An 18,272-nucleotide genomic window follows, 5' to 3' on the forward strand; every position below is an offset into this window, starting at 1 on the left:
AAGCGCCCTTTTTTCAACAGCTCCATAGTAAACTAACTGAGGAACTGGCTATCATTCAGCAAGACGAACAATATGTATTAAAAGCACAGGAGCGCAGCATCAAAGCTGTGCGCAGTTCTATGGAGCTATTACGGACAAACATTACAGAACAACCATTTAAAAGTGAACAGGAGGAAATTGTATTTTTCAAAGAAGTAAAACCAGTGTTTTGCAGTTTAATGATGTACCATGTAAAATGCTACCGCATGGAAAGTAGAAAGCCTGCCGGTAGCATGGAAGCAAAGCTAAAGTTTCTGCATGCGGAGTTACAGGAAATAGATACCTTCTTTGCAAGCCATCTGGCCTTTTTTGAATACTACCGCAGCGGTTCTACTGCTATGGATGATAAGTATTTTATCAGGGGCAGGCAGGACGAACATTATTCTATGGAAGTGCAGTACCTGTGCAGTGATTTATCATTCAGTACCGGCTATGATTTACTGATAGCAAGGCTGCTGGCTAACGAATTACTGGCAGCAGATATAAATGAGGCCATCTACAACCTGCAAAACAATACCACAAAAGAAGAGAAAACGGGTAATGTGTTGCATGCAGCTTTCCAGAAAGGAAAAGGCTATGTGCAGACTTCCTACCGTGCAAAGGAGTTGTATGTATTTCTGCGGTCGCTGGTGGATGCGGAGGGAGTGATTAATCACACCTATAAGAGCTTCTTTGAACTGATTGTACCCGGTATTGCCAATAAACAATCACATGCCTTTTCTCCAACCAGCTTACTAAAGTACAGTGATAAGGTCGATATGGAAACAAGGGATAATGTTAAGAGGTTACTTCAAAAAATGATTCGTAATATTGAAAACTATTAACCACTGCTAATTTTTTCACCAATGATCAGCAATTATTTTAAAGAGGTATTTCAATATTCAATAAGCGATTTCAAAAGCCATATTGAAGATATAGATAACGAACGTATTATTTTTTCAGGCAGGTATGGTAGCGGAAAAACAACTTTTCTTAACGATTATTTTAATCAAATTGATGCAAAAGAAGAATACGATGTTTATAAATTGTACCCTGTAAATTATTCAATCGCTTCAAATGAAGATATTTTCAGCTACATTAAATATGATTTAATTTTTGAGCTATTAAAAAGTGGCGTTGAAGTACAAAAGATGGACTTCGCTTTTTTGCAAGCGCTACCATGGTTTGTATTAAAAAATCCCGTTAAGGTATTGGCTGGAATTATAAAAATGATTCCTAAAGTCGGAAAAGAAATTAACGAATACTACACCGGTTTAAAAGAATTGTATGATGAAATTGAAAAATACCGGAAAAATGAAGAGCATGAAGGGTTAGAGCGGCTTGCAGAATATTTAGAAACGCTAGAAGACAAAGAAGGGGGCTTGTATGAAAATGATCTTATCACTAAATGTATTAGCTCAATAATTTTACAGAAGGCGAAGCTAGGAACAGAAGATGGTCGCGAGAAGAAAACGGTCTTAATAGTTGATGACCTAGACCGGCTTGATCCAGAGCATATTTTTAGGATATTGAATGTATTTGCAGCACATTTTGAAACGGCATCTAAAACTGGTATTAATAATAAATTTGGATTCGATAAAGTAGTTATTGTTTGTGACATAAATAACATAAGGAATATCTTCTCTCATAGGCATGGAAGCCTTGTTGATTTCATGGGGTATATTGATAAATTTTACAGCTCCGACATTTTTCATTTTGATAGTAGACTTGCCGTTTCTGAAATATTACAGAAGGTTTTCAGTACTTTCCTATACTCAAAAGAGCTAAACAGTTATAACATACAATTAAGAAGGACATTAGTATTTGGAAATGAATTCCTTAAAGAGATTTCAATATTAATGATAAATAAAGGCTGGATAAATCTTAGGACAATAATGAAAATGTATGGAAAAACAATTCTTTATACAGAAGACACCATACGCTTCAGCCGGGAAGCTCCCAATGTAAGTGTATTGAAGTTAAGCTTGATAGTTCAGCTTAGAATCCTGAGAGATATGTTCGGTGATTTTGCAAACATGGCATCTTGTTTTGAAAAATGCCAAAATGAAAATACCCAGTTTGAAAATTATGACAATAACATAGTTGGCTTTTTCTTCATTTTGTGCAATGAAAGTCAGCATCACTTTTCCAGAAAAAAAATTTTCGAGCTAACATTTGAAGGGAAAAATTATAAGATAGACTATCAAGAAGATTTTAATACAGATTACATTAAGCAAGTAAGTATTAAAAGCTCCCCTGAAAATGGCTCAGAAACCGATATATTCTGGGCTGACTTATCGCTATTTTGGAATCTATTAAACAAAAGTATTCACGCATTGCACAATCTAGGATATTTAAAGTAGACCAATTATATATTTCAAGGATAAATTATTGAATATTGAAAAGACAGGTTGCCTTCTAAAGAGTGACTTGTCCTATTGTTAGATTACTCTGTCAAGCCTTTTATGAACCATTGAAACCGTAGTTAAAATATCTAACGCATCGTCTTCTGAAATCACAAATCTTAATCTCGGAGTATGTGCAGTTGGATTTCTAATGTATCCAAATAGCCCTTTAATAATATTCATCAGTCCCAAATGCTCGCTCCTTTCGGTATCATTGTTAAGCAGATTAATTCTAACAAGTGGATTTCTTGTTGAGAAAGCGACATCTGCAAGTTCATTCCCATCAGCATATAAACCAGTTAGTGACCTGAGTCTGTCAGCAATACTCTTTACGCTTTCAAAAACGGTGTGAAAATAATTCTCATCTAATATTTCATTTTCACAATAATTGAATATTTCGGCATGAGTATTTCTTGCCGTTAGCTTATACTTAAAACGACTGGCCCGTTCCTCTGCTTCTGTGATTGTATGAGATTTGTTAACCTCTCGCAATGTCCCTTTTTCAGATATTTCTACACCGATAAAGGATAGCCTTTTATTCACTTCGTGACGTCTGTGTTCAAATACATCTTCTTTGCCAATGTATTTTATAGGATGAAGTGCGCTCTTTAAAAAATCTAAAATATTATTGGAACATTGATTTCTATTTTGCCAAGAAACAAAAGCATTAAATAGGCGTTTCCATTTAGTCATATCAGGGTTGACGTCTGGAATGTGCCAATCCGCAAGCAATTTCCCTATCTCACTTCCGGTTAACCCTACATTTGTATCAGCTATAGTCTGGCAAATTGCTTCAAGTTGTTCGGTAGATAGAGGTGGTCGTCTTAAAGTCATGTATATTAATTTTTTCCCTTTTACAAATAGGCAGCGTCCTTGTATAGATTGAGATGCGATTGCTCAAAAATAAGTTCCTTATTAAGATTATTAAGCAGGCCAAGTTCCTCTATCAATGTTTTTAACTTTCCGCCGTATTCACTTAGTCCGTTATAAAAAAGCAGGTATAATTCCGGAGAAGATAATTGGGCTAATAAAATTCCTGTATATAGTTTTTTTTCTTTAACATTTGACTGTTGAATGAACTTTGCTATATGATAAATGTTTCTAAAATAATGGCCTAATTCGTGTTCTTCTGTTTTAAAATAAGCAGAGTAAGAATGTTGCACAAGTAATAAGTCATCCGTTATTACTCCTTCCTTCTTAACCCCCTCCAACACTGTTCTAAAAACATTGGAGTGCGTAGTTAAACACTCTCTACCTTTTGGTTTGTGTAAAACTGTATAACCTCTAATACTTCCGGGCGCACTAATATTTTCAACTATTTGATTATGTAAACCGAGTAGGTTGAAAAAAGTGGTTTCAAAGCGCTGCCTGTCAAATTCAGCCGATTGACCTTCGATTTCAATCTTCTGTCTTTCAAGTTGGATTTCCTGATAAATCATTTGCGTCTTTTGACCTAAGAAGGCTACATAAATAAAAAACAAGCCACCTAGCGACCAAATACTCGTAACTATGCCCCCACTATAATTTCCAAGTTTTTCCCATTGTATTTCATTCTTGAAAGCTTTTTCGGAAACTATGCCGAAAACATTTGCTCCCCATATAAGAAATGCAAGCCCCAATAGGATGCAAGTCCAAGCAAGAAAATTGAAGAGAGAAATATTTTTCTCTATACGTTTTTTATCTAGCTCTAATTGATTTTCCCTTAAATCATTATTTGATGTAGCCATGTTGTTAGTTATCTGTAAATGTGTGGTTAAACTGAACTCAAAAAAGTATGTTACTCTGGTAGATTGAATTTTCGACTTTTAAATTCCTACTTTAAGCATTAAAGCAGATAGCGGCACTTCAAAGAAAGAGTACGACATCACTGCACGTGGAAGTTCATTAGTAAATACAAATGTGATATAGTCTGCATTCATCATAAAGTCTGCCTCATAAGGATTTACAAACTCAGCGTGTCTTAAAAGAATGTCCTGCTGAGTTTCATCGCTCGCATATTGCATTATGAGTTCAGATAAGAAATCTTTGAAACTGGGATAGCTTGTATAATCTATAAGGTCTGAAATAGATAGCTTCAGCTCCGGCTTAAAGGAAAAGTTGAGTGTGTAAATTTGATTTGTTGGTCTATACCCAAAATAAGTTTCCACGGATATGGAAAGACTCAAAAATAGATCACTTTTGAACTGAATTGTATATCCGATAAATAGGTCAAATTGTTCAGTTTCATTCCGAGGCGAAAGTTCCTCTTGATGTTGATGGAGCGATTTTCGTGCATTATTGATAGCTTGATAAGCTATCTGTTGCACATAATTATTTACAAACTGATAATTAAAAATACTGTTTTCCTGAAAAAATGGGATAGTGCAGGAATAATTGATTTTGTAAGGTAATTGTAGGTTTAGAGGAATTGTAATATCCTTTACATCCGACAAGCTGCTATCGACTTCTTTTTCCTGTTTCGACTTATTCTTTAATCGTAAAATTAAAGAACCTCCTTGATGGCCTGCATTAATAAAAGACCCATAAACAGGTGTCTGCTTTCTTTTTTCATCAAAATTCCTCACAACTATTCCCGCTAGATTAGAAAACGGCAGTTCGTTTTCTATGTTATCCTTTAAGGCTGAGCATAGAGTTTCAGAAAAAGGACTGTGGCCTCCCAAAGCCCCATCACTTACTTTTTCATTTCCACCCGAAGCCAACAATTCTCTGGAAATGAAATTTTCTATTGCTTTAATCCCACCTCCTCTGTAATTATCTTGAAGGAGGGTTCCTGAAAAACAGCTATCAGATATTAAGCTTATATGTGATGCTTCTGAAGCTTTCATAAATTTCAGAAGATTATCAAGATTAAACCAAGTTGTTGAATCGGTTGCTTTAGAATCTGAGGTTTGCCAGTAAGTTGTGTTTAACTTTTGGATATATTCACCATGACCAGCATAAATTATTATTATACAGTCTTCTTTAAGTGAGTTTGTGATTGTATCGAAAAGATAATGATAAATAAAGTTTTGTGTTGTCTGCTCTTTCCCTGATAGCAGTTCAAAATCATCAATCAGATATTGAGAAGTTAAGATGGCAATAATAGTTTGTAAGTCATTCGTACAATTATTAATTGTGTTTAAGATTGGGTCATCATATTCATTGATTGCAATCCCAATTAGTTTATAATGCATCAGGCGTAAAATTGAAAACATTCTGAAGATACATAGAAATACACCATACCTCTGTTCCTATGGAGGTTTTTCTATATTTTTTTTCAGTATTTCTTGTCTTAATATTCGATTTTAATTCAATCCACTTCTACCATTCTTGTTTATTAAAGGGGAAGTGAACTATGTATATTGCAGAAAATTCAAATGTATGGCATTTGCCATACTAAAACAGATTGCAATACTTCGATTCGCCTTCTACTTCACTTCCACAGAAACACCTTTGTCTCAGTCTATTTTGCAGGTGTATTCAATTAGTTAAAAAAGTGAGTATGATTAGTGTTACATGGCAAACATATCTGATAGCTTCCTTTGTTCTATTGGGTATTTATTATGCAGCAGTCTTATTGCTGTATGCAAAGAAAACGGGAAAGCCGCTACTCGGTGGTAAGGAAAAGCCACAAACCCATAAACCGCAGGGGAAAGCCCATAATGAAGACAGTAAGCAGTCGGCGGCACCTGCTGACGATCAGCCACCGGCTACACCTGCTCCGTTGGTTGTAGCGGCGCAAAATCTGGTAGACGAGTTACAGGCATTTGCCGATGCTGCCGGTAAAGACAGCATGAGCAAAGAAGAATTACAAAGCGGTGTTAAACAGATATTAGCCAAATACCCCGGCATGGCTGGTACTGATTTGCGGGAAGGCATCAGTGCCCTAATCGTAGTAACACTTGAAAATAGTTGCGCTGTTCATCTGAACGATATAGAGGTAAGTGAATTGTGGCAATGATGGCAGCGTAATGGCTTCGCCTGCTGTGAAGTGGAGCAGGAAAAACAAGTGCGTGTGAGTAGTAGCAGCGGGTGAAGCCTTTTTTATCCCTTCTCAAATTTCTTCTTGTAAAAATTCCATAACAAAAAAGCAAGGTGAGTATGAAAATGTGTGTTGTGAATTGCTTTAAAAAAAGCAAAAGGGCGATGCTATGGGCATCAATGACTGCCGTGTTGGCTGTAAGCAGCATGGCTGTGTATGCGCAGGATGGTTCTGCCGGTATTCAGGAAGCAAATGAAAAGGTGCGCGGCTACTTTGGTGTGGGCTGTGACCTCATGTATGCAGTGGGTGGTGTGCTTGGCCTGATCGGCGCTGTTCGTGTATACCAGAAATGGAGCAATGGAGCGCCCGAAACGGGTTCTGTTGCTGCGGCATGGTTTGGTAGCTGTGTGTTTCTGGTTATCGTGGCTACTGTATTAAAATCCTTTTTTGGCATCCAGTAAAAAAAGTGAGTATGGCAAACAGTGTCTATGTAATTAACAAGGGTGTCAATAAGAGTATTGAGTTTAAGGGATTACGTGCGCAGTATATCTGGTATCTCGGCGGTGGCATTGTGGCGTTACTGGTGCTGTTCGCCATACTCTACATTATCGGCGTGCCCTCCTTTATCTGTATCGGCATTGCAGTGGCAGCAGGTGGTTTCCTTTTCGCACGGGTGTATAAGTTAAGCGGCAAATATGGTGAGCATGGTATGATGAAACAGGTTGCCAAAAGAAGCATACCCACGCTGATAAAATGTAATGACAGAAAGGTTTTTAAGAAAGCACCGGTGAACAGCTAATTTGATTAATGAAACAGCAAAATGTGAAAGATGGAAAAGTGGTTAAAAGATGTGCTACCCATTATGGACATAGAACATGATTGCATTGTGTCTAAACAGGGGGATATTACCGTAGCCTTTGAATGCAGCCTGCCTGAAATATTTTCTCTCTCCAATGAAGATTATGAAACGCTGCATCAGGGTATTATAAAGGCTATAAAGGTGCTGCCGAAGTTCACAGTTTTTCAAAAGCAGGACTGGTTTATACAATCAAAGCATAAGGCAGATTTTACAAAAGAGGATACCAGCTTTTTAAGCCGCAGCAGTGAGTTTTATTTTAATGAGCGGCCCTACCTCGATCATACCTGTTATATACTGCTTACCAAAAAGCCTGACGGCAGGAAAGTTGGCAGTTCCCTTTTTTCCAACCTGATAAGACCGTCACTGGCTCCTGAGCAAACTATCAACGCGGTAATGCTGCAAGATTTTCTGGACAGTGTGGGGCAATTTAAACGGATACTGGAAGATACCGGGTTTATCAAGTTAAAGCGGTTGGGTAATGATGATCTGTTAAGTCAGGACAGGAAGATAGGATTGATTGAAAAGTATTGCTTCCTTTCTGAAAGGGACGATTCCTTTTTAGTAAAGGATATGGAATTGAAGCATGGCCTGCGTGTGGGCGATCAGCATGCACAGCTTTACACGCTTTCTGCCGGTGAGGATTTACCTGCCATGTGCGGCTCACGGATTAACTACGATAAGTATTCCACAGACCGGACTAAGTTTTCTATAGGCTTTGCCTCTACATTAGGACAGCTGCTGCCATGTAATCATATATATAGCCAGTACCTGTTTATTGAAGACAGCGCAAAGACTATCAAAAAGCTGGAAAGTAAACGGCTGCGTTTGCAGTCGCTGGCTGCTTATTCACGGGAAAATGCTATATCACGGGATGCAGTAAATGCTTTTCTGAATGAAGCTATCAGCGAACAGCGGTTGCCGGTGAAAGCACATTTTAACGTGTTGGTGTGGACGGATAATGAAGCGGAGTTAAAAGACCTGAAAAACATTGTATCCTCCGCGCTGGCGCAGATGGATGCTGTGGCAAAGCAGGAAACCGCCGGTGCAGCGCAGATATTCTGGGCAGGTATTCCCGGTAATGCAGGTGATTTTCCGCTTAATGATACATTCGACACGTTTGCGGAGCAGGCAGCATGCTTTCTCAATCTGGAAAGTAACTACTGTTCCTCTATCAGTCCGGTAGGTCTTCGTATGGGTGATCGGTTAACCGGCAGGCCGGTGCATGTGGATATATCAGACGAGCCTATAGCAAAGGGTATCTGTACCAATCGGAATAAGTTTATTCTTGGCCCGTCCGGTTCCGGTAAAAGCTTTTTCACAAACCACATGGTGCGCAGCTACTACGAACAGGGAGCGCATATTGTACTTGTTGACGTTGGGCATTCCTATAAGGGGCTTTGTGATCTGGTAGATGGCTACTACTTTACTTACGATGAAAAGAATCCTATAAAGTTTAACCCTTTCTTTATAGGTGACGGCGACAGTCTGGATACGGAAAAGAAGGAAAGCATCAAAGCGCTGCTGCTGGCCTTATGGAAAAAGGATACGGAACCGTTTACCCGCAGTGAATATGTGGCGCTCTCCAATGCCCTGCAACTGTATTACGATAAGCTGGATAAGGACAGTAGCATTTTTCCCTGCTTCAATAGTTTTTATGACTTCCTCCGAAAAGACTTTGTGGAAGTGCTGAAACTAGAAAGAGTAAAGGAAAAGGATTTTGACATAGACAACTTCCTTTATGTTCTGCGTCCTTATCACAGTGGCGGCGAATTTGATTACCTGCTGAACGCTACCGAAAATCTGGACGTACTGCAACAGCGGCTGGTAATCTACGAGCTGGATGCAATTAAAGATCACCCGATTTTGTTTCCGGTAGCCACGCTGATTTGTATGTCCGTCTTCATTAACAAGATGCGTAAACTGAAAGGTGTACGCAAAATGATTCTGATAGAAGAAGCTTGGAAGGCGTTAATGAAAGAGGGATTTGCGGAGTATATCAAGTACCTCTTTAAAACGGTTCGTAAGTATTTCGGGGAAGCGATGGTGGTTACTCAGGAGGTGGAGGATATTATTTCTTCTCCCATTGTAAAGCAGGCCATCATTAATAACAGTGATTGTAAGATACTGTTAGACCAATCGAAATACCAGAACAAGTTTGCGCAGATTCAGGAATTGCTGGGGCTTACAGAAAAAGAAAAAGCGCTGGTATTGTCTGTTAATAAAGCAAACGACCCTTCACGTAAATACAAAGAGGTGTTTATTTCTCTTGGCGGCCAGTTGTCTAGGGTATACCGGACAGAAGTATCCACAGAAGAGTATCTGGCCTATTCTACAGAAGAAAGCGAAAAGGTAAAGGTGGTGCAGTATGCAGCCAAATATGGCAGCATTCAGAAAGGTATTGCCATGCTGGCCGCTGAAATGAGAAGTAAGCGCTAAACATTACATCATCCATTAAAAACGTAGTTACATGAAAAAGGTATTACTGCTGATTGTAATAGCAGGAATGGCCGCAGTGGCTCCATTGGAGAAAGCGCATGCACAGCTTGCCGTTGCGGAGATTATAAAGGCGGGCGTAAAAAAAGTGATAAAGGCGGTGGACTTACAGGTACAGCGCCTGCAAAATGAAACTATCTGGCTGCAAAACGCGCAGAAAGCAGTGGAGAATACCATGTCGCAATTAAAGCTGAATGAAATATCAGGCTGGGTAGATAAGCAGCGCACATTGTATGCAGATTATTTTCAGGAGTTGTACAAGGTAAAAAGCATTATTACCTACTACTACCGCATAAAGGATATTACCAGCATGCAGGTTAAGATTGTGCAGGAATACAGTAAGGCGTGGAATATCATACGGCAGGATGGGCATTTTACTACGGATGAACTTACCTATATGGAAAAGGTATATAGTGGCATTCTCGATGCCACCGTGAAAAACATAGACCAGCTTTCCCTTGTAATCAATTCTTTCAGTACGCAAATGACCGATGCAAAGCGGTTGGAAATGATAAACACCTGCGCTGCTGCTGTAGAACAGAACTACAGCGATCTAAAGCTTTTTAATTCTGAAAATGCGCTGGTGAGTATCAGGCGGGCTAAGGATTTACAGGATGCCATCACGCTTAAAAAGCTATACGGTTTAACCACCCCATAAAAGATATACGTGTATGAAAAGGAGCTTTCTAGTGGCAGCGCTGCTGTTATGTGCCGCTGCCTTACAGGCACAGACGTTTGCGGAATGGTTTAAACAGAAAAAAACGCAGACCAAATATTCTCTGGCACAGATAGCAGCCTATCAGGCATATATGAAGGTGTTGGAAAAGGGCTATGATATTGCCAAAAATGGCTTAGGCGCTATCGGTTCCATTAAATCCGGTGATTACAACCAGCATAACGGTTATTTCAGTTCACTTAAAACTGTAAGCCCCGCTGTTCAGCAGTATGCAGCAGCCAGCAATGCCGTGGCCTTACAGACGAATATCATGCGGATATACAGCAGCATAAAAAATGAAGTGCTTCCTAACGAATGGTTGAGTGCAGCGGATAAGCAGTATATGCAGAAAGTACTTGCCGTTGTTCTGGACAGGTGTTCGGACAATATGGATGAACTTACCAACCTTTCCACAAACGGACAGTTGGAGTTGAAAGACGATGAAAGGATGCAAAGAATGAGTGCTGTGTGCCGGGATATGCAGGATATATATGTGTTCATGCAGCACTTCGGCGGCGGTGCCCGCATTCTGATAGCGCAGCGGCAAAAGGAATACATGGATAGTAAAAAGCTGCAATCCCTTTTGGGCACTGGTTTATAACCTTATTTCTTAATTCAGCAAACCACTTATTATGAACAAAGGAAATATGATGACAGGTATTGTGGATGCCTGTAACTATATCAATGGTATTCAGGCGGCAGTTATTAAAAAGTCAAAAGATGCAGGCATGTTTACAGATGCTGAAAATAGCTATATCGTTTCTGTTTTTGCGGATATGACCAAAGAGGGAAACCAGTATATAGAAAAGGTAAAAGAACTGCTGGCTCCCAAACAGCCGATACCGGAAGAGGAACTACTATCAGCATTAACCCGCATGTATACGATCATGCGGGGGTATGCTAACCGGATAAAGAAGTTTGAAAAGGACTTTGATTCTTTGGTTCTGAAAAGAAGCAAGCGCCTTACTGATATTGAAGAAGTGAAAAAGATTTTCAAAATAAAACCGGTGCCCGTAACACCAGTAAATTAAATCCTCCGGCTATGCGTAAACTCTTAATGCTGCTATGTATGGGCCTATGCTTTTGCAGAACGCACGCGCAGTCATTTGAAGTGCAGCAGTTGTTGTTGAACGTGGAAAAGCTGTCGCAGCTAAAGCAGATTTTAACGGATATGAAAAAGGGATATGATATAGTGAGCGGCGGTTATAATACTATACGTGATCTGTCACAGGGAAACTTTAGCCTGCATGAAGTTTTTTTGGATGGCTTATTAAAAGTAAGCCCTACTGTTCAGAAGTACCGTAAAGTGGCTGACATTATAGCTTTTCAGGTCAGTATTGTAAAAGAGTATAAATCGGCATCGGGCATATTTAAGCAAAGTAACCTGTTCAATGACGGTGAAATGGTATATCTCGATAAGGTTTATGATAACCTTTTCAAGAAATCGCTGAAAAATCTGGATGATCTGGCTACCGTCATTACCGCAGGACAGTTACGTATGTCAGACGATGAACGTTTAAAGGCAATTGATGGCATCTATGATGATATGCAGGATAAGCTAACGTTCCTGCGGCATTTCAACAAAACTACCGGTGTGCTGGCGGTGCAGCGTGCAAAGCAGCAAAGCGAAGTCAGCCGTTTGCAAAAGTTATACGATGTAACCAATTAATTACACCCGGAAGGGCAATAAACAAAATCAGATATGAAAGTGAGTGTACGAATCATGCTCTGCATGATAGTGGGGATGGTTTTGCCTTTTATTTCCCATGCGCAGGATGATGGCAGTCTGGCAGGTGATATTAAAAGCCTGCATACTGTACTTGACCAGCTACAGGAGGAAATGATGCCGCTATGCGAGCAGCTAATCGCGGTAGGCAGGGGTATTGGAGGCTTTGCCGCGTTGTGGTATATCGCTTCCCGTGTATGGCGGCATATTGCCAATGCGGAAAGCATAGACTTCTATCCTTTATTCCGGCCTTTCGTGGTAGGTGCTGCTATAGCAATGTTTCCAGCCGTGCTTAACATCATAGGAACGGTAATGAAGCCTACCGTAACCGGAACAGCCGCGATGGTGGAAAACTCAGACAAGGCTATTACGGAGTTATTGAAGCAGAAGGAAGAGGCTGTAAAAAACAGTGACTTCTACGATATGTATGTAGGGGAAAACGGACAGGGTGATATTGATAAATGGTATAAGTATACCCACCCGGAAGATACCGAAGGCAGTGCCAGTGATGGCATTTTTGCCAGTATTGGCAACGATGTGCGTTTCGCTATGGCAAAGGCATCGTATAACTTCCGCAATGCTATAAAAGCCTTAATGTCGGAAGTGTTGCAAGTGCTTTTTGCTGCCGCCTCTCTCTGCATAAATACCATGCGAACGTTTAACCTGGTTCTGCTGGCGATCATAGGCCCGCTGGTTTTTGGCATCAGTATTTTCGATGGCTTTCAACATACGCTTAAACAGTGGCTGGCCCGCTATCTCAATGTGTTTCTGTGGTTGCCCGTGGCTAACATCTTCGGCGCTGTGATCGGGAAGATTCAGGAGAATATGTTGAAGATTGATATTTCACAGGTTAGCCAGACGGGCGATACTTTTTTCAGCAGAACAGATGCAGGCTATTTGATTTTTATGATAATAGGCATTTTTGGCTATTTAGCCGTGCCCACTATTGCCGGGCAAATCATCCATGTAGATGGCCGCGACAATTTAACCGGTTCCGTAACCAAAGCGGCTGGCGGTGCTGTTGCTATGGCTGGCGCTGGAGCAATAGCTGCCGGTGGCGCTGCCATTGGTGCCATTAACAATGTCAGCAACATGGCCGAAAATGGTGCTGCGCAGTTAAGCCAGAAGTTAGGCGGTAACAACGGCGGCAGTATGTATGAGAATGCAGGACGTGGTGCCGGTATGGCTGGCGCATACCTATGGGATAAACTAAAGGGCGATCAAACAGGTGGTAAAATCAGCTAAAAACTTCGGTCATGTTTACAAAATTCAAAAATATAGATAGCGCTTTCAGGGCAGTAAGGGTTTTTATGATGGTGGTGGTAGTGGCTTGTATACTGCTTTGTGGCTTTTCGCTTTACAAAGGGTATCAGTTAGCGGCCATTACACAGAATAAAATCTATGTGCTGGCGAATGGTAAAATATTGGAAGCTGTTGCCGGAGATAAGAAAGATAATGTGGCAGTGGAGGTACGCGACCATGTAAAAACGTTTCACACCTCTTTCTTTACGCTTGACCCGGACGAAAAAGTGATACAGGAAAATGTAACAAAAGCACTGTATCTGGCCGATGGCTCCGCACGTAAACAGTATGAGAACCTGCGGGAGAATAACTATTACTCTAATCTTATATCTGCCAATATTAGCCAGCGGATAACAGTAGATAGTGTGGAGGTAAACCTGAGTGCTTACCCGTATTACTTCCGCTGTTACGCTACACAGAAAATTATCCGCACTACCAGTACACTATACCGCGCTTTAGTCACAGAAGGATATGCGCGTGATGTGAGCCGGTCTGATAATAACCCGCATGGTTTCCTGATCGAACGCTGGAACACCCTGCGTAATGAAGACCTGAAACTGGAAACACGCTAACTATTAAAATCCTTTGTTATGTGGAAGCTATTCAAACGCCGCCGCAGCAATGCTGCTGTATTGACCTGTGCATGGGAAAAAGTATCGCTGGCGATACAGCGGCGGCAGCGGTTGTATGCAGATTTCCTGCAAGCCAAAACAGCCGGTTTCAGCAGGCGCAAACTTACCCTGTTGCTGGTGGCATTCTGTCTGCTCTTCGGCAGCAGCAGTGCCTATGTAATTATCAGTGCTTTTAACATGCCGCGCAGGACTATAAAGGTTACCGCCATTACTATACCTGTACCGGCTAATCAGCCCAAAACAAGCAATACGGAGCCGTTACCGCTACCGGTTAAAAGGATGCTTTCCTTTCAGCACTACATGGACAGCCTTTCCGGAACAAAAGCTGGCAGAAAGGTTTTTGACAGTATTACCAACAGCAGACCGGGCTTAATGGATAGTGTAAAGACTGCTATCCGGTTATTTCAAACATCAAAAAAATAAATGTATGCAAACACAGAATACATCGCAGGCCATGAATACAAAGGCTGAACGTCAGAAGAAATTCCTGCTGGCTTTCCCGCTGGTGGCCTTTCCTTTATTCACATTTGTATTATGGTCATTGGGCATTATTGCACCAGCCAAAGCGGTTGCACAAAATGAACAGGCGCATAAGGGTATTAACATGACACTCCCTGACGCGAAACTGAAAGAGCAGAAAAGCTGGAATAAACTTAGCTTCTATGAGCAGGCAGCAAAGGATTCTGCGCAATGGAAAGCGCAGGTAAAAACTGACCCTTATTTTAAACAGCGTAATGCAGAACTGTTAACCGATACCCCTGTGGGCACCAGCGCTGTCACTGGTTCCCGTTTGTCCTATGACCCGTCACCCTATGGGTTACCGGGTTATAAAAATGACAATGAGGCGAAAGTTTACCGGAAAATTGCCCAGCTTAACAGCCAGCTGGAACAATCTGTAAAGGATACACCCAAAGTAACTGCACCAGTGCCCGCCGGTATCAGTCAGCCGCAGGCAGGAATGACTTCTGCCGATATTGACCGGCTGGAAAGCATGATGCAGGTTATGGGACAGGGCAAAGAAGAAGACCCGGAAATAAACCAGCTCAATGGTATGCTGGAAAAGATTCTGGATATACAGCACCCGGAAAGGATGCAGGAGAAAATCAGGAAAACATCTGTAGCGCATAAGGCGCAGGTTTTTCCTGTTACTCTCCAACAACGCCAGCCTGTTTCTTTATTGGAAGGTAAAGCAACTGCTATCTCTCTGCCAGATACAGCACAAAATGCGGATAGCGCTGTATTTGCTGTTAACATAGTGGAAAAGGGAAATGCCTTTTATTCACTGGAAGACGACCTTAGTAATGAGGGTGAAGGGAAGACTGCGGTAGAAGCTGTGGTACATTCCACGCAGACCATAGTTTCAGGCTCTACTATAAAGCTGCGCCTTGCTACTGACATTTATATTAACGGGCTGCTGATACCGGCGGGCACCTTTGTTTATGGCGCTGCTGCGCTGATTGGGGAGCGCCTGACTGTTACCATTAAATCCATTGCCTATAGGAATAGTATTCTGCCTGTGGCCTTATCTGTATTTGATATGGACGGCATGGAGGGTATGTATATGCCCGGCGCTATTTCACGGGACGTTGCCAAACAATCCACAGATCAGACTATACAGGGGATCGGTCTTACTTCCTTAGATCCTTCACTGGCAGTACAGGCAGCTTCTGCTGGTATAGATGCTACCAAAAACTTACTGAGTAAAAAAGTAAAGCTGGTGCGGGTAACTATTAAAGCAGGTTACCGTGTATTGCTCCGTGACAATAACAACAAGTAAAGTATTTACCAATCATAAAATAACAAAGTATGAAAAGGAAAACAGTGCGTAACAGGTTTGTGATGGCTTTGCTATTTCTATCAGCCTTTTTTAGCGTAACAGCGCAGGGGATTAATAGCCTGCCCATTTTCCGGGAAATTCCTGCAATGGATTTGCCGGTTACTTACAATAAAACAACAAATCTCGTCTTCCCCTTTAATATAAAGAGTGTGGACAGGGGCAGTAAGTTTCTGCTGGCACAAAAGGCAAAAGGTGTTGAAAACGTTTTACAGGTAAAATCAGCGCAAAACAGTATACCGGAAACCAACCTGAGTGTTATTACCGGCGATGGGCGGCTATACTCTTTCCGCGTTGTTTATGCGGAATATCCACCTGTTTTAAATCTCTCTTTCCTGCCGGATAGTATTGCTCCGTTTACTGCATGGCCTGACAGGGTTCCGGCACAATTGTCGGGTGCGCCTGCCAGTGATGAAACCCTGCAAGCGGATGCAGAAAGCGCCAAACATGCGCCCACATTTCTTAATAAGAAGACAGAAGCAAACAAAGTGGCCGCTGCGCTGAAAAGCATATATGTAAAAGATAAGGTGATGTGGTTTGCTTTGGAGGTAAGTAACCACTCTCTACTGGATTACCAGCCCTCGTTTATCCGTTTCTTTTTAAAGGATAAGAAAAAAGCGAAGCGTACAACACAACAGGAAACGGAGTTACAGCCTGTTTTTTCAGAAAAGGAAATTATTGTGGAGGGTAAAACGTCCCGTACTATAGAAATAGGGTTTCCGCAATTTACCATACCTGCCGAACAGCGTTTGATTATTCAGCTGGGCGAAAAAAACAGCAGCAGACTTCTGGAACTGACTATAAAAGGTTCGGCTGTTCTTAAAACAAGGCTATTACAGCCATAGTGTTTACCGTAAAAGTTGTGTTATGGATTTTGTATATGAGGAAACCATATTTATCGAAGTCTTTCTGGATGAACAGCGCACAGACGGTAAGCATTGGGTGGCTTATGATGCAGCACAGCCGCGTCTGGCAAAAAATGACCTGATATGTTTTTCTGCTATATACGATGCAAAGCAATACTGTTTTGAAAACTCAATAGGCGATGAACAGTTTGTGTATTGTACGATTGATAAGATGTTACAGGCATTGGATAGCGCAGTGAAGAATGTTTTCAGAAAGAATCGTAATCATTAAAACCGTGTGCGATGGAATTTGTGAAAGAGGATTTAAAACAGATAAAAGACTTTCTGGATAAGGAGCAGGCAAAAGGCAATCAGTATGTAGTATATCCCGGCGATGAACCATTACTGCGGCGGTGGGATTTGGAATGTTTTAAAACGGAGGATGCTGCGCGGGAAAACGTTCAGAAGCATTCCAGTTATACGGGTGAGTATGAACATAACTCTATGGCTAACGCGCAGTTTCGTGTAGATCAGTCTATACAGAAGAACGAGTTAACGGAGCAGATCAGCCAAAGCAATATTGTAGAACGGTTTGATAAAAGCAGAGTACCCTTAATGGTAGATGTACTCATGTCTGATAGGCCGATTTATGTTCATGTTCAGGATACGGTTACCGTTCAGGATAAGGTTAACCAGTATGAAGTGGTGGCGCACCCCGGCAAAACGGACAGGCAAACTTCCCACAATGATATTAAAGTGATTTCTGAGCATGGTAATTATGCCGATGCAGAAAAGGCTTTTGCCAATAACGTGCAGCTGGATAAGCAGAAGCCGGAGGCGGAGCGCAGCAATTATACTTTAATAGGCAGGTTTGAAGGTGTTAAACCGAACATGCTTGAATCCGGCCAACCTGTAAACGGCACCGGTGTTACCATGAAGTTTGCTTACCAGTGCTATGATACTGTTAAAGACCAGATGGACTATGCGGTAGCTACTGTTCATAACGAAAAAGACACTGTGCCCATTTATAAGCCCCGCTGGGTGACTGCTGAACCGGAAAATAAAACACTACAGTACCACGAAAACAAGCCGGAGAAAGCGAAGGAAAGGGAGGAAAAAACGGTATTCAGCAAAGAGGCTGATAAGGTGTTTGTGCCATCCGGCGCTCCTTCCGGCAAAAAACGCGATGACGAATTAGCGCGGTGATTTTCTAATTTTTAAAAGTGAGCGTTATGTATGTTACACAACTCACCGGCTTTTATACAGCCATTGGACGGGATGATAGAATTACCAGCATGCACATATCTGTATATATGGCGCTGTTCCAGTGCTGGAATTTAAACAGTTTCCGTAACCCTGTCTATATCACACGCAGGGAGGTTATGCAGGCAGCAAAGGTGCAGCGCAATTCTTACCACAAGTGCATGAAGGAGCTGAACGCATTCGGATATATCCGGTACGTTCCATCTTTTCATCCGATAT

At 41.3% G+C, this 18,272-nt stretch carries 20 protein-coding genes; 17 read left to right on the forward strand and 3 right to left on the reverse strand.

What is annotated here, in order from left to right; translation table 11 throughout:
• Window positions 1-119: 119 nt before the first annotated feature.
• Together IEY13_RS14455 and IEY13_RS14460 are read left to right on the forward strand one after the other, a co-directional pair.
• Entirely contained in the window at window positions 120-863 is a 744-nt protein-coding gene (locus IEY13_RS14455) for an RteC domain-containing protein (protein WP_188953296.1), read from the forward strand.
• Between the two features lie 21 nt (window positions 864-884).
• Entirely contained in the window at window positions 885-2,381 is a 1,497-nt protein-coding gene (locus IEY13_RS14460; RefSeq protein WP_188953298.1) for a P-loop NTPase fold protein, read from the forward strand.
• Window positions 2,382-2,459: 78 nt separating this feature from the next.
• Here IEY13_RS14460 and IEY13_RS14465 read toward each other — a convergent pair whose 3' ends face one another.
• The 3 genes from IEY13_RS14465 to IEY13_RS14475 form a co-directional block, all read right to left on the reverse strand.
• Window positions 2,460-3,257 (reverse strand): TIGR02391 family protein, encoded by a 798-nt coding sequence (locus IEY13_RS14465; RefSeq protein WP_188953300.1) that lies wholly within the window; start codon window positions 3,255-3,257, stop codon window positions 2,460-2,462.
• A 20-nt stretch (window positions 3,258-3,277) separates the two neighbouring features.
• Window positions 3,278-4,150, reverse strand: a complete 873-nt coding sequence (locus IEY13_RS14470; RefSeq protein ID WP_188953302.1) for a putative phage abortive infection protein — start codon at window positions 4,148-4,150, stop codon at window positions 3,278-3,280.
• Window positions 4,151-4,228: 78 nt separating this feature from the next.
• Window positions 4,229-5,596, reverse strand: coding sequence for a caspase family protein (locus tag IEY13_RS14475; RefSeq protein ID WP_188953304.1), 1,368 nt, complete (start codon window positions 5,594-5,596; stop codon window positions 4,229-4,231).
• A 308-nt stretch (window positions 5,597-5,904) separates the two neighbouring features.
• Between IEY13_RS14475 and IEY13_RS14480 the strand changes: the two genes are divergently transcribed.
• The 15 genes from IEY13_RS14480 (at window position 5,905) to IEY13_RS14550 (ending at window position 17,996) form a co-directional block, all read left to right on the forward strand.
• On the forward strand, window positions 5,905-6,363 hold the full coding sequence (locus tag IEY13_RS14480) for a hypothetical protein (RefSeq protein ID WP_188953305.1): 459 nt from the start codon (window positions 5,905-5,907) through the stop codon (window positions 6,361-6,363).
• Between the two features lie 185 nt (window positions 6,364-6,548).
• Complete coding sequence (locus IEY13_RS14485; protein ID WP_229687873.1) at window positions 6,549-6,845, forward strand: DUF4134 domain-containing protein; 297 nt, start codon at window positions 6,549-6,551, stop codon at window positions 6,843-6,845.
• A gap of 11 nt (window positions 6,846-6,856) precedes the next feature.
• Window positions 6,857-7,183: a DUF4133 domain-containing protein gene (locus IEY13_RS14490; RefSeq protein WP_188953309.1), complete on the forward strand. Its 327-nt coding sequence runs from the start codon at window positions 6,857-6,859 to the stop codon at window positions 7,181-7,183.
• A 30-nt stretch (window positions 7,184-7,213) separates the two neighbouring features.
• Window positions 7,214-9,679 carry a TraG family conjugative transposon ATPase gene (locus tag IEY13_RS14495; RefSeq protein ID WP_188953311.1) on the forward strand — a complete coding sequence of 822 codons (2,466 nt, stop codon included), beginning with the start codon at window positions 7,214-7,216 and terminating at the stop codon, window positions 9,677-9,679.
• A 31-nt stretch (window positions 9,680-9,710) separates the two neighbouring features.
• The gene (locus IEY13_RS14500) at window positions 9,711-10,394 is read left to right on the forward strand and encodes a conjugal transfer protein TraI (protein ID WP_188953313.1); all 684 of its coding nucleotides are present in this window, start codon (window positions 9,711-9,713) and stop codon (window positions 10,392-10,394) included.
• Between the two features lie 13 nt (window positions 10,395-10,407).
• Complete coding sequence (locus IEY13_RS14505; protein WP_188953315.1) at window positions 10,408-11,052, forward strand: hypothetical protein; 645 nt, start codon at window positions 10,408-10,410, stop codon at window positions 11,050-11,052.
• A 31-nt stretch (window positions 11,053-11,083) separates the two neighbouring features.
• Window positions 11,084-11,482 carry a hypothetical protein gene (locus IEY13_RS14510; RefSeq protein WP_188953318.1) on the forward strand — a complete coding sequence of 133 codons (399 nt, stop codon included), beginning with the start codon at window positions 11,084-11,086 and terminating at the stop codon, window positions 11,480-11,482.
• A gap of 11 nt (window positions 11,483-11,493) precedes the next feature.
• On the forward strand, window positions 11,494-12,120 hold the full coding sequence (locus IEY13_RS14515) for a TerB family tellurite resistance protein (RefSeq protein ID WP_188953319.1): 627 nt from the start codon (window positions 11,494-11,496) through the stop codon (window positions 12,118-12,120).
• Window positions 12,121-12,153: 33 nt separating this feature from the next.
• On the forward strand, window positions 12,154-13,422 hold the full coding sequence (gene traJ, locus IEY13_RS14520; RefSeq protein ID WP_188953321.1) for a conjugative transposon protein TraJ: 1,269 nt from the start codon (window positions 12,154-12,156) through the stop codon (window positions 13,420-13,422).
• 11 nt (window positions 13,423-13,433) lie between these two features.
• Window positions 13,434-14,051, forward strand: coding sequence for a conjugative transposon protein TraK (gene traK / locus IEY13_RS14525; protein ID WP_188953323.1), 618 nt, complete (start codon window positions 13,434-13,436; stop codon window positions 14,049-14,051).
• A gap of 18 nt (window positions 14,052-14,069) precedes the next feature.
• Entirely contained in the window at window positions 14,070-14,534 is a 465-nt protein-coding gene (locus IEY13_RS14530; RefSeq protein ID WP_188953325.1) for a hypothetical protein, read from the forward strand.
• Window positions 14,535-14,538: 4 nt separating this feature from the next.
• Window positions 14,539-15,888: a conjugative transposon protein TraM gene (traM, locus tag IEY13_RS14535; protein WP_188953327.1), complete on the forward strand. Its 1,350-nt coding sequence runs from the start codon at window positions 14,539-14,541 to the stop codon at window positions 15,886-15,888.
• 29 nt (window positions 15,889-15,917) lie between these two features.
• Complete coding sequence (gene traN / locus IEY13_RS14540; protein WP_188953329.1) at window positions 15,918-16,790, forward strand: conjugative transposon protein TraN; 873 nt, start codon at window positions 15,918-15,920, stop codon at window positions 16,788-16,790.
• Between the two features lie 22 nt (window positions 16,791-16,812).
• Window positions 16,813-17,082 carry a hypothetical protein gene (locus IEY13_RS14545; protein WP_188953331.1) on the forward strand — a complete coding sequence of 90 codons (270 nt, stop codon included), beginning with the start codon at window positions 16,813-16,815 and terminating at the stop codon, window positions 17,080-17,082.
• A gap of 11 nt (window positions 17,083-17,093) precedes the next feature.
• Entirely contained in the window at window positions 17,094-17,996 is a 903-nt protein-coding gene (locus IEY13_RS14550) for a hypothetical protein (RefSeq protein ID WP_188953333.1), read from the forward strand.
• The last annotated feature ends 276 nt before the right edge of the window (window positions 17,997-18,272 follow it).

Source organism: Filimonas zeae (genome assembly GCF_014641615.1).
Taxonomy (GTDB): domain Bacteria; phylum Bacteroidota; class Bacteroidia; order Chitinophagales; family Chitinophagaceae; genus Filimonas; species Filimonas zeae.